Annotated in this window: 11 protein-coding genes; 6 read left to right on the top strand and 5 right to left on the bottom strand. The window is 70.2% G+C overall.

The genetic code is table 11. The features are described from left to right. The first annotated feature begins 134 nt into the window (after window positions 1-134). The 4 genes from QC180_RS01205 to QC180_RS01190 all read left to right on the top strand — a co-directional run bounded on the left by QC180_RS01205 (window position 135) and on the right by QC180_RS01190 (window position 5678). A complete protein-coding gene (locus QC180_RS01205; protein ID WP_278260667.1) occupies window positions 135-2735 on the top strand; it encodes a circularly permuted type 2 ATP-grasp protein in 2601 nt (866 codons plus the stop codon). After that, complete coding sequence (locus tag QC180_RS01200; RefSeq protein WP_278260666.1) at window positions 2732-3628, top strand: transglutaminase family protein; 897 nt, start codon at window positions 2732-2734, stop codon at window positions 3626-3628. The genes QC180_RS01205 and QC180_RS01200 overlap by 4 nt, the downstream gene beginning before the upstream one ends. Window positions 3629-3632: 4 nt before the next feature. Continuing rightward, complete coding sequence (locus QC180_RS01195; RefSeq protein WP_278260665.1) at window positions 3633-4703, top strand: zinc-binding metallopeptidase family protein; 1071 nt, start codon at window positions 3633-3635, stop codon at window positions 4701-4703. 93 nt (window positions 4704-4796) lie between these two features. Next, the gene (locus QC180_RS01190; protein WP_278260664.1) at window positions 4797-5678 is read left to right on the top strand and encodes a bile acid:sodium symporter family protein; all 882 of its coding nucleotides are present in this window, start codon (window positions 4797-4799) and stop codon (window positions 5676-5678) included. Here QC180_RS01190 and QC180_RS01185 read toward each other — a convergent pair whose 3' ends face one another. Genes QC180_RS01185 through QC180_RS01175 form a run of 3 tightly spaced genes read right to left on the bottom strand, consistent with a single transcriptional unit; the run spans window position 5679 to window position 8397 of the window. Then, window positions 5679-6470, bottom strand: a complete 792-nt coding sequence (locus tag QC180_RS01185; RefSeq protein ID WP_278260663.1) for an ABC transporter ATP-binding protein — start codon at window positions 6468-6470, stop codon at window positions 5679-5681. Beyond that, complete coding sequence (locus QC180_RS01180; RefSeq protein WP_278260662.1) at window positions 6467-7528, bottom strand: taurine ABC transporter substrate-binding protein; 1062 nt, start codon at window positions 7526-7528, stop codon at window positions 6467-6469. The genes QC180_RS01185 and QC180_RS01180 overlap by 4 nt, the downstream gene beginning before the upstream one ends. Beyond that, window positions 7525-8397 (bottom strand): ABC transporter permease, encoded by an 873-nt coding sequence (locus QC180_RS01175; protein ID WP_474646370.1) that lies wholly within the window; start codon window positions 8395-8397, stop codon window positions 7525-7527. The genes QC180_RS01180 and QC180_RS01175 overlap by 4 nt, the downstream gene beginning before the upstream one ends. A gap of 159 nt (window positions 8398-8556) precedes the next feature. Here QC180_RS01175 and QC180_RS01170 point away from each other — a divergent pair, with 159 nt between their 5' ends. Beyond that, the gene (locus QC180_RS01170; RefSeq protein ID WP_278260661.1) at window positions 8557-8808 is read left to right on the top strand and encodes a type II toxin-antitoxin system Phd/YefM family antitoxin; all 252 of its coding nucleotides are present in this window, start codon (window positions 8557-8559) and stop codon (window positions 8806-8808) included. Next, entirely contained in the window at window positions 8805-9179 is a 375-nt protein-coding gene (locus tag QC180_RS01165; protein ID WP_278260660.1) for a type II toxin-antitoxin system VapC family toxin, read from the top strand. The genes QC180_RS01170 and QC180_RS01165 overlap by 4 nt, the downstream gene beginning before the upstream one ends. Here the strand turns inward: QC180_RS01165 and QC180_RS01160 are convergent, their stop codons facing one another. Then, window positions 9180-9896: a type 1 glutamine amidotransferase gene (locus QC180_RS01160; protein ID WP_278260659.1), complete on the bottom strand. Its 717-nt coding sequence runs from the start codon at window positions 9894-9896 to the stop codon at window positions 9180-9182. After that, the gene (locus QC180_RS01155; protein WP_278260658.1) at window positions 9893-11128 is read right to left on the bottom strand and encodes a Mur ligase family protein; all 1236 of its coding nucleotides are present in this window, start codon (window positions 11126-11128) and stop codon (window positions 9893-9895) included. The genes QC180_RS01160 and QC180_RS01155 overlap by 4 nt, the downstream gene beginning before the upstream one ends. Window positions 11129-11145 lie beyond the last annotated feature (17 nt).

The raw sequence follows: 11145 nt of genomic DNA, 5'->3' as shown, positions 1-11145 counted from the left end.
CCAGCGCTCCAACCAACACAGCTCTAACGAGGTATCTGGCCGGGAGTGAGGCCGACGCGCGGTTCGACGAGTGCGGGCGCCCGACATCCGGCTACTACGACGAACTCGTCGACAGCCACGGCCGAGTGCGGGGGATGTGGTCGGAGCTGTCGGCCGCGTTCGCCGATCAGGGCGCGGCCGGGATCGGCCGGATCGAGCAGCGTGTGCGCAGGCAGATCGAGGACGACGGCGTCACCTATACCGAGGTCGGTCTCAGCGAGGACACCGCGACCACCTCACCCTGGCGCCTCGACCCGATCCCGCTGCTGGTCTCGGCCGACGACTGGACCGGGCTGGAGAGCGGGCTCGTGCAGCGCTCGCAGGTGCTCGACGAGGTGCTCACCGATGTGTACGGGCCGCGCAGGCTGTTGAGTTCGGGGCTGTTGCCGCCGGAGATCGTGTTCGGCAGCACCGGGTATGTGCGGGCCGCGCACGGCATCACGATTCCGGGTACGCATCAGCTCTTCCTGCACGCCTGCGACATCAGTCGCTGGAGTGACGGGCGGTTCCGGGTGTTGGCCGACTGGGCGCAGGCTCCGTCGGGCGCCGGGTACGCGTTGGCCGATCGACGGGTGGTGGCCGAGGCGATGCCCGAGGCGTTCGAGCACGCGGTCCCGCGCCCGCTGACCCCGTTCGCGCGGGCCATGCGGTTGATGCTGGAGGAGGCCGCGCCCGAACTGGCCGACGGCGAGGAGCCGGTGGTGGTGGTACTCAGCCCTGGTTCGCATTCCGAAACCGCCTTCGACCAGGCTTATCTCGCGCAGATGCTGGGTTTTCCGCTGGTGGAGAGCGCCGATCTGGTGGTGCGCGACGGCGCGCTGTGGATGCGTTCGCTGGGCAGTCTGGAACGGGTCGATGTGGTGCTGCGCCGGGTCGACGCCGAGTTCTCCGATCCGCTGGATCTGCGTCCGGATTCGCGGCTCGGGGTGGTGGGGCTGGTGGAGGTGTTGCGGCGCGGGGCCGTCACCGTGGTCAACACGCTGGGCAGCGGGCTGCTGGAATCGCCCGCGCTGAGCGCGTTCCTGCCGCGCATCGCCCGCTCGGTCCTCGGGGAGGAGTTGCGTCTCGACGGCACTCCGGCCTACTGGGGCGGTGACGACAAGGAGCGCGCGCATCTGATCGCCCATCTGGACGAGCTGGTGGTGCGCTCGGCCGTCGACGGGTCGACCGTCGTCGGCCCCACCCTGTCCTCGGCCGAACGCGGTGAGCTGGCCGCACGGATCGAGGCCGAGCGGTGGAAGTGGGTGGGTCAGGAGCCCGCCGAGTTCTCCGTGGCGCCCGCCGTGGAAGGGGCCACCGGATTGGCGCCGGTGCCGGTGGGGATGCGGCTGTTCTCGCTGGCCAGGCGGGGTGGGTACACGGCCATGGCGGGTGGGCTCGGGCAGCAGCGGATGCGGCTGGAACCGAGCCGCAGCGTGATCAAGGTGGCCGCCAAGGATGTGTGGGTGCGGGCCGCTCCGGCGGTGGCCGCGGCGGTGGGCGCGGAGGCGCCGCACGAGGAACGGCTGCGGCGCGCGGTACCGGTGGTGGAGGCGGTGAGTTCGCCGCGTGTGCTCAACGACCTGTTCTGGATGGGTCGCTACAGCGAACGCGCCGAAGCGGTCGTCCGGTTGCTGGCCGCGACCCATGACGTCTACCAGGACTACCGCTATCGCCCGTGGCACAGCGGGGCCGAGGGCTTGCCGATCCTGATGCGCGCGCTGTCGACGATCACGGGCACGATCGCCCCGGGTTCCGTGCTGCCCAACGACACCCTCCCGCCGGTCATGCGGCTCGAGAGCGGGAGACGCGCGGCCGAGACGGGCGGTCGGCCGGAGGGGCCGCGCGCGGCCGACGTCGGCGACCCCGAACAGGCGCAACGCGTCACCGAAGCACGCCGGGTGGTGGCGGGGGCCTCCGCGGACGGGTTCGACTATCTCGCCTCGCTCACCGGCGATCGCCATCTGCCCGGGTCGCTGTCCTACGCGGTCGACCACTACGGTTCGGCGGCCAGGGCCGTGCGTGACCAGCTCTCGGCCGACACCTGGATGATCCTCGGTGCCGTCGACCGCGCCCTGGCCGAATTCCGCGGCGCCAGTGCCGAACAGGAGAACGCCCTGTCGGCGGTGCACTCGCTGACGCTGGCGGCGCTGCTGTCGCTGTCGGGGATCGGCGCGGAATCGCTGGTGCGCGACACCGGCTGGTACGTCATGGATATCGGCAAGCGGATCGAACGCGGTCTGGGCCTGACGTCGTTGTTGACATCGACGCTCGCGCAGTCCAATCCCTCCGAGGTGGACGCGGTGGTCGCCGACGCCGTCCTGGTGGCGACCGAATCGGCGGTGAGTTACCGCCGCCGCCACCGTGGTTCGGCGCATGTGGCGGCGCTGGCGGGACTGTTGCTGTTCGACGCGGGCAATCCGCGCTCGCTGGTGTATCAGCTCGACCGGCTCGAAGCCGACTTCCAGGCGCTACCGGGCGGTTCGGGCGCGACCCGCTCGCAACGGCTGCTCGCCGACGCCCAGCGCATGCTGCGCCGTGTCGACCCGACGGAACTTGAGCACACCGACGACGCCGGAATCCGCACCGAGCTGGTGGAACTGCTGGAGGGGGTGCACTTGCGGCTGCGCAAGCTGTCCGAATCGTTCGAGGCCACCAAACTCGCGGTGCCCGTGGGTATCCAGCCGCTGTGGGGTAACGCCAGGATGGTCGGATGAGCAGGCGCTACCAGGTGACGCACCGCACCACCTACAGCTACTCCGACGCGGTCACCAGTTCCTACGGCCGCGCGTTCCTCACCCCGCGCGCGTTCGCGGGGCAGCGGCTGCTCGAACACGACATCGTCATCGATCCGGTGCCCTCGGACCGCTCGGTGGGCAACGACGTGTTCGGCAACGCGACCACCTATTTCCACGTCACCTCCGAACATCGGACGCTGGAGGTGACCGGCGAATCGCTGGTCGAGGTCGACGGCGAGCATCCGGCCGACCTGGACGGCGTCGAAATTCCCTGGGAATCGGCGCGGCCGAGCGCGGGCACCGGCCCGCTCGCCATCGAGTTCACCCTGGACCTGCTGCCCCCGGAGATCACCCCGGAGGTCTTCGACTACACCGCGAAGAGTTTCGCGCCGGGGCGGCCGCTGCTGGAGGCGGTCACCGAGCTGAACACGCGGATCAATCGCGACTTCCGCTATGTCTCCGGGTCGACCACGGTCAGCACCCGGGTGGCCGACGTGTTCGCGGCGCGCGAGGGCGTCTGCCAGGATTTCGCCCGCGTCGGCGCGGCCTGCCTGCGCTCGCACGGGCTGGCGGCGCGGTACGTGTCGGGCTATCTCGCCACCGACCCGCCGCCGGGCAAGGAGCGCATGGTCGGCGTCGACGCCACGCACGCCTGGGCGGCGGTCTGGCTGCCGGGCACCGATCCGACCGACCGCACCGGCCGCTGGATCGCCTTCGACCCCACCAATGACCAGTTCGCCGACGAGCGCTACGTGACCGTGGCGTGGGGCCGCGACTACCAGGATGTTCCCCCGCTGCGTGGCATCATCTACACCGACGCCAAACAGTCCACGATCACGGTCTCGGTCGACGTAGCTCCGGTGGAGGTGTAGGTCTTTGCGTGACTTCGTGTGCCCGAACTGCGGGCAGCAGCTGGCTTTCGAGAACTCGGTGTGTCTGTCGTGCTCGAGCCCACTCGGGTTCAGCCTCACCGAGCGCACCCTGGTGGTGATCGGTGATCCGCCGGGAGCGGCGGCCGTGGATCCGGTGGGCGGGGTGGTCGACGGCGACCGCTTCCGGCTCTGCGACAACCTGCATGTGGCGCAGTGCAATTGGCTGGTCGTCGACGACAACGGCGCGCCCGGGCCCACGCTGTGTGCCTCCTGCCGACTCACCCGCACCCGGCCCAACGACGCCGACACAGCCGGACTCGCGGCCTTCGCCGAGGCCGAGGCGGCCAAGCGGCGGCTGATCTTCGAGCTGGCCGAACTCGGGCTGCCGATCGTCGGGCGCGAGGTCGACCCGCGCGGCGGTCTGGCCTTCGACCTGCTCTCCAGCCGCACCGCCGACGTGGTGACCGGTCACGTCGACGGTGTGGTCACCCTGGACCTGGCCGAGGCCAACGACCCGCATCGCGAGCAACTGCGCATCGAGATGGCCGAGCCGTATCGCACGCTGCTGGGCCACTTCCGGCACGAGATCGGCCACTACTACTTCCCGGTCCTGGTCACCGGTGACGACGCGCTCGCCCGCTTCCGCGAACTCTTCGGCGACCCCTACGCCGACTACCAGGCCGCCCTGGACCGGCACTACTCCCAGGGCGCGCCCGCCGGATGGGACAACGACTACGTCTCCTCCTACGCCACCATGCACGCCGCCGAGGACTGGGCCGAGACCTTCGCCCACTACCTGCACATCCGCGACACCCTCGACACCGCCGCCGCCTTCGGCTTCGCCCCCGCGGGCGCCACGCTGGACCGTCCGCAGGTGGGGCGCGCGGGGTTCGACAAGATCATCGAGCTGTGGTTGCCGCTGGCCTGGGCACTGAACATGGTCAACCGGTCGATGGGGCACGACGATCTGTATCCGTTCGTGCTGCCGGATCGGGTGCTGGAGAAGATGCGCTTCGTGCACGACCTGTGCACCGACGCCAGCGCCTCGGCCACGACGGCGCTGGCCACCGCGTAGAGCGGACAAACCCGGCATTTCGGGTACGGCACCGCGCATCGACGGCTATTCTCCCGGTTTGAGACCAACGCGTCTCAGAACGATGAGGATGCTATGAACACACCCCTGGTCACCGTCGGACTCCCGCTGGCGCTGGCGGTGATCATGTTCGGCCTCGGGCTCTCGCTCACCGTCGCCGACTTCACCCGCATCGCGAAGACCCCGCGCGTGGTCGCCATCGCGCTGGTCTGTCAGGTGGTGGTGTTGCCGGTCATCGCGTTCGGGCTGGTGCTGGCCTTCGGGCTCCCGCCGATCCTGGCCGTGGGCATGATGCTGCTCGCGGCCTCGCCGGGCGGGACCACGGCCAATCTGTTCAGCCACCTGTTCCGTGGTGACGTGGCGCTGAACGTCTCGCTCACGGCGGTGAATTCGGTCCTCGCGGTGGTCACCGTGCCGCTGGTGACCAACTTCGCCATCGACTACTTCGACCCGTCCGGTGGCGCCGACGCGATCGGCTTGCAGATCGGCAAGGTCTTGCAGGTGTTCGCCATCGTGCTGGTGCCGGTGGCCCTGGGCATGCTGGTGCGGCGCTGGTCGGTGGACTTCGCCACCCGGATGGAACGGCCGGTGCGCATCGGCTCGGCGGTGACCCTGGTGCTGGTGATCGTGGGCGCCATCCTCAGCGACAGCGGCGCCGACGACGCGCTGGCCGACGTCGGGGTGATCACGCTGGTGTTCTGCCTGATCAGCCTCACCATCGGCTACCTGGTGCCGCGGCTGCTCGGCATCCGCACCCGCCAGGCCATCGCCTGCTCGATGGAGGTCGGCCTGCACAACAGCACCATCGCGATCACCATCGCGCTCAGCGTCATCGGCAGCACCGAGATGGCCATGCCCGCGGCCGTCTACGGCGTGGTGATGTTCCCGCTGGCGGCGGGATTCGGCTGGCTGATCACCCGGCCGTGGATGCGGCGGGCCACCGTCGCGGCCGAGTGATCAGGCGTGCGCGGCGTAGATGTGGCTGGCCAGCTCGTCGCGCAGGACGCTGAAGCCGGGGTCGGCGCGGACCTCGGCGAAGTCGGCGCCGGGCTCGAAGGGCGGCGTCACCTCGTGCACGATCCGGCCCGGCCGCGTGCCCATCACCAGGATGCGGGTGCCGAGCAGGATCGCCTCCTCGATCCCGTGGGTGACGAACAGGACCGTCTTGCGGCGCTCGCGCCACAGCCCGAGCAGTTCGCGCTGCAAGCGCTCCCGGGTGAGGGCGTCGAGCGCGCCGAAGGGTTCGTCCATCGCGACGATGCCAGGATCGTTGATCAGCACCCGGGCGATCTGCGCGCGCTGCTGCTGACCACCGGACAGCTCGTAGGGCCTGCGGTCACCGAGTTCGTCGAGACCCACCAGCTCGAGCAGCCGCTGGGCCTCGGCGCGCCGCGTCGCCCGGTCCACCCCACGCACCTTCGGACCGAACTCGACATTGCCGCGCACCGTCAGCCACGGATACAGGTTCGCCTGCTGGAACACCACCCCGCGATCGGGATCGGGCCCGGTGACCACCCGATCGCCCACCCGCACCTCGCCCGAGGTGGGCGGGAGGAAACCGGCCAGGATATTGAGCAGCGTCGATTTGCCGCACCCGGACGGGCCGACGACACAGACGAATTCGCCGGGCTCGATGGTGAGATCGGTCGGCGCGAGCACCGGCACGTCACCGTCGGGACCGGGGTAGCTCTTGCCCACCCCGGTCAGCGTCACCCGCTCGGCGTCGCCGGTCGTCGGCCCGGTGCTCACGAGGCCGCGCCCGCCGCGGGGGCGACCGCGATGCCGTCGCGGTACTGCTGCTCGCTGCCGACCGCGGTGACACCGCCCTGGCTCAGCAGGAAGCGCGCGGTGCCGGTGAGGTCGGCGGCGAAACCGCCACCGAGATAGCGGGGTCCGGCCTGCTCGCTGGCGGGCAGGTACTGGTATCCGGCCAGCTGGGGAACGACCTGGTCGGGCGCGATGCCCAGCTGCGCGCCGATCGAGACCGCCGCGTCGGCCTGCTGGGTGCGCAACTGTTCGACGGCGTAGTTCTGCACCTTGGCCCAGGCGATGGCGAAGGCGGCGTTGTCGGCGAGGAATTTCGTGTCGGCGATGGCCACGTCGTAGGTCGGGGCACCGGCCGCGGCGGTCTCGGCGCTGCTGGTGATCACCGTGCCGCCCGCGCCGGTCAGCTTGGACAGGGTCGGGTCCCACACCCAGGCGGCGTCGATCTGGTTGCCCTGCCACGCACCGGGAATCGCCTCGGGCTGCAGGTTGATCAGCTCCACCTGGCCGGTGAGTCCGGCCTTGTCGATGGCGGCGAGCAGGCTGTAGTGCGCGGTGCTGCCGAACGGGGTGGCGACTTTCTTGCCGCGCAGCCCGGCCAGTGTGGTCACCGACTTGTCCTTGACCACCAGCGATTCCGAGGTGCCGATCACGTCGTGGATCCACACCACCCGCACCGGCAGGTTCAGCGGCGCCGAGAGCGCCTTGGTCGCCGGGCTCGAACCCAGCGTGCCGATATCGAGGCTGCCCGCGCCGAACGCCTGCACCACATCCGCGCCCGAGGCGAACTGGCTCCAGGTGATCTTCGCGTTGGGCAGGCACGCCTCGAGCAGACCGCGGTCCTTCACGAGCAGGTCGCCGTTGGGAATCGCCTGGTAACCCAGTCGCACGGTGCTGGTGACGCTGGTGTCGGCGGCGAACGGGCAGCTCGCGGCCGCGGCGCCGGTGTCGCCTCGGCCCGATTCCACGCACCCCGCCGTGACGGCGAGAACGGCGGCGAGCGCGGCCGAGGTCGCGACGACCTTGCGCACAGTGGTTGTCATGCTTTGCCTTTCCAGGGAACAGCTTTGGTGCCGACGAACGCGATCGCCGCGTCCAGCAGCAGGGCCGCCACGCCGATCACGATGATGCAGGCGATGGTCAGCGGCGTATTCAGTTGTGTGCCAGCGACATAGGCGAGTCCGCCGATGCCGGGGATGCCGTTGTTGAGTTCGGCGGCGACCACCGTGGTCCAGGCGAACGCGGTGGCGATGCGGATACCGCTGATGACGTTCGGCAGCGTCGCGGGCAGCACGACCAGCGAGATCACTTGGGCGCGACCGGCGCCCAGCGAGCGAGCGGCGTTGAGATAGTCCTGTTTGACGCCGAGCACACCGTCGAGGGTGGCGATGGCGATCGGCGGGAACGCGGCCAGGAACAGCAGCCAGATCTTGGAGGTGTCACCGATGCCGAACCACACGATCAGCAGGCCGATGTAGCCCAGCGGTGGCAGTGCGCGCAGGAAGTTCAGCACCGGCTCGGTGATCCAGCGCACCGGCGCGACCATGCCCATCACGAACCCGACCAGCGGACCGATCACGATCGCCGCGCCCACCCCGACCGCGATCCGCTGGATGCTCGCCAGCAGGTGCTCCCACAGGTAGTAGTTCTGCTCGCCGACCACCCACCGGTCCACCCCGTCGGCGATCCGGTGCGTGCTGTTGGCCCGTACGAACGCCTCCCACACGGCCTTCGGTGACGGTAGATACAGCGGATCGACCAGCCCCGCGGCAGTCACCACCGTCCACCCCACCAGCACGATCCCCAACGCCACCACCCCGGCGAGCACCGACCGCCCCCGCCGCCCCCTCGGCCTGCTCGCGGCCCGCGCTCCCCGCTCCTCGGCGACCACAGCCGTCACCACTCCGGTCACCGACACTCCTCGAACCTCCCGGCCCGGGATCGCCCCGCTGCCTGCGCGCCCGACGCTATCGGCGCAGGTGGCGGCTCAGCGAGGGTAAAAGTCGCCGTGAGCGGAATATGGTGGACGTGCGGCGGCTGGGTGGACTAACCTCTTAGCTAAGGAGGCGTCATGGCAGGTCACGCGGCGGGACAGTTCAATATCCACGACGCGAAGACGAATCTGTCGCGCATCATCGAGCGGGTGGAGCAGGGGGAGGAAATCGTGATCAGTCGTGCCGGTACTCCGGTCGCCAAGCTCGTACCGCTGAGTCGCCGGGTCAACCGGACTGGCCGTGGCTCGCTGCGGGGGCGGCTGGTGTTGTCGCCCGAATGGGACTCGCCGGAGACCAACGCCGCCATCGCGCGCGACTTCGACGCATGAGCCTGCTGCTGGATACCCATGTGATCCTGTGGTGGCTCACCGACGATCCCACTCTGGACGCGGACTTGCGTGAGCGGCTCGACCACGACCCGGACGTCTACGTCAGCGCGGCCTCGGTCTGGGAGATCGCGATGAAGCAGGCGGCTGGCAAGCTGGCCGGGCCTGCGGATCTACCGGAACGGGTCGTCGGCAGCGGCTTTCTCCCGCTGGCGATCGAGGCACGCCACACGATCGAGGCCGCCCGCCTTCCCCTGATCCACCGCGATCCCTTCGATCGGATCCTGGTCGCGCAAGCCCGCTGCGAGGACCTCACCCTCGTCACCCGCGATCCGCTGTCGTTGCGGTACGCGGTGGCGTCGCTACCCTGCTGATCAGGCGCGGAGGCGTTCTCGGCGGAGGCGGTTCACTACCGGGAGGTCGAGGGGGGAGAGGTCGGTGGGGGAGATGCCGAGGGCTTGGGCGATGAGGAGGTCGGCGAGTTCGGGGTTGCGGGCCAGGGCGGGGCCGTGCAGGTAGGTGCCGATGACCGAGCCCTGGACGACGCCTTCGGTGCCGTCGCCGACGCCGTTGCCGACACCACGGGTGACCCGGGCCAGCGGTTTGGCGTCGGGGCCGAGGGCGGTGCCGCCGCGGTGGTTCTCGAAGCCGGTGAGGGGGGCGGACAGGCCGGGGATCAGGGGGGTGGTGGACACCTCGCCGATCGCGCGGACGTCCTGGGGCGAGGTGGTGACGTCGAACAGGCCGACGCCGTCGACCTTCTCGCCCGAGGAGGTCTCGTACCAGTTGCCGAGCACCTGGATGGCCGCGCAGATGGCCAGCACCGGCGCGCCCTTGGCGGCGGCCTGCTGCAGCCCGGGGTACTTCTGCAGGTGCCGTGTGGCCAGGCGCTGGGCGGAGTCCTCGGCGCCGCCGAGGGTGTAGATGTCGAAGGAATCGGGCACGGGATCGGCCAGGGTGATGTCGATGATCTCGGCGTCGAAGCCGCGCATGCGCAGCCGCTGACGCAGCACCAGGGCGTTGCCGCCGTCACCGTAGGTGCCCATCACATCGGGCAGCACCAGGCCGATACGAATGGTCGACTCGCTCATTTGCGTGCCTCCAGGTCGCGGTTGAGATCGCGGAACGCGGTGTAGTTGGCCAGCACCTCGACGTGCCCGGCGGGGCAGGAGGCGATGGCGCGCAGCGGATCGGGGATCAGGGTGTGCTCGACGCCCGCGTAGGTCAGGCGCACGGCCAGGTCGGTGGCGCGCTCGCCCGAGGCGACCACCTGTACGCCCTCGAAGTGCTCGAAGCGCACGTCCCACAGCCACGACAGGTCCTCGCCGTCGGGCACCTGCCCGTTCACCGCGATCACCAGCCCGGCCGAGGTCGGCTCGATCATCGACAGCGCTTCCTGCCAGCCCGCCGGGTTCTTGGCCAGCAGCAGGCGCGCGTCGTGCTCGCCGATGGTGACGGTGCGGTAGCGGCCCGCGATCTCGCGCACGGTGCCGGTGGCGTCGGTCGCCTTGGTGGGCGAGGCGCCCAGCGCCACCGCCGCGGCGACGGCCTGGGCGGCATTGCCGCGATTGGCGCGCCCGGGCAGCGCCAAGTGCAGGGGCGCGCGGAAGCCGTCGGGCCCGCACAGGTCCTCGCCCTCTAGCCACCACTGCGGCCGAGGGCGGTGGAAGTCGGCGCCGGTCGAGCGCCAGTTCTCGCCCTCCCAGACGATCGGTTCACCGCTGCGCGGGCAGCTGGTGGCGTCGACGGCCCAGCCGCTGCCCGCCGACACCCACACCACATTCGGGTGGTCGTAGGCGATCGAGGCGACCAGCACGTCGTCGCAGTTGGCGATGACGACGGCATCGGGATGACGCTCGAGTCCGGCGCGCAGCTTGCGCTCGATCATGTTGATCTCGCCGACCCGGTCGAGCTGGTCGCGGCTGAGGTTGAGCAGCACGATGGCCGCCGGGTCCAGCGCGTCGCTGACGTGCGGCAGATGCAGTTCGTCGACCTCGATCGCGGCCAGCCGCACGCCGGGATGCAGGCTCAGCGCGGCGACGATCCCCGCGTCCATATTGGCGCCGTCGGCCTGGGTGGCGACCGCGCCGAGGGTGCCCAGCGCGGCGGTGGTCATGCGGGTGGTGGTGGATTTGCCGTTGGTGCCGGTGATCAGCACCGTCCGCCTGCCGCGTCCGAGCTGCGTCATGATCGACGGATCGATCTTCAACGCGATCAGGCCGCCGATCATCGAACCCTTGCCGCGGCCCGCCTTCTGCGAAGCCCACGACGCTGCCGCCGCCGCTCGCAAAGCCAGGCGCCCACGCACCGAGATGTCTGCCACGCCGCGAGTCTATGTGC

The organism is Nocardia anocheti, assembly GCF_029675105.1.
Lineage (GTDB): Bacteria > Actinomycetota > Actinomycetes > Mycobacteriales > Mycobacteriaceae > Nocardia.
The sequence above is the reverse complement of the archived record's forward strand: the minus strand, read 5'-3'. Positions and strand labels throughout refer to the sequence as shown.

Excerpts from the sequence above, each read along its gene's own strand:
- QC180_RS01205 (WP_278260667.1), top strand. The coding sequence starts at position 135 with ATGTGGTCGGAGCTGTCGGCCGCGTTCGCCGATCAGGGCGCGGCCGGG.
- QC180_RS01200 (WP_278260666.1), top strand. The coding sequence starts at position 2,732 with ATGAGCAGGCGCTACCAGGTGACGCACCGCACCACCTACAGCTACTCC.
- QC180_RS01170 (WP_278260661.1), top strand. The coding sequence starts at position 8,557 with ATGGCAGGTCACGCGGCGGGACAGTTCAATATCCACGACGCGAAGACG.
- QC180_RS01190 (WP_278260664.1), top strand. The coding sequence starts at position 4,797 with ATGAACACACCCCTGGTCACCGTCGGACTCCCGCTGGCGCTGGCGGTG.
- QC180_RS01165 (WP_278260660.1), top strand. The coding sequence starts at position 8,805 with ATGAGCCTGCTGCTGGATACCCATGTGATCCTGTGGTGGCTCACCGAC.
- QC180_RS01160 (WP_278260659.1), bottom strand. The coding sequence starts at position 9,896 with ATGAGCGAGTCGACCATTCGTATCGGCCTGGTGCTGCCCGATGTGATG.
- QC180_RS01180 (WP_278260662.1), bottom strand. The coding sequence starts at position 7,528 with ATGACAACCACTGTGCGCAAGGTCGTCGCGACCTCGGCCGCGCTCGCC.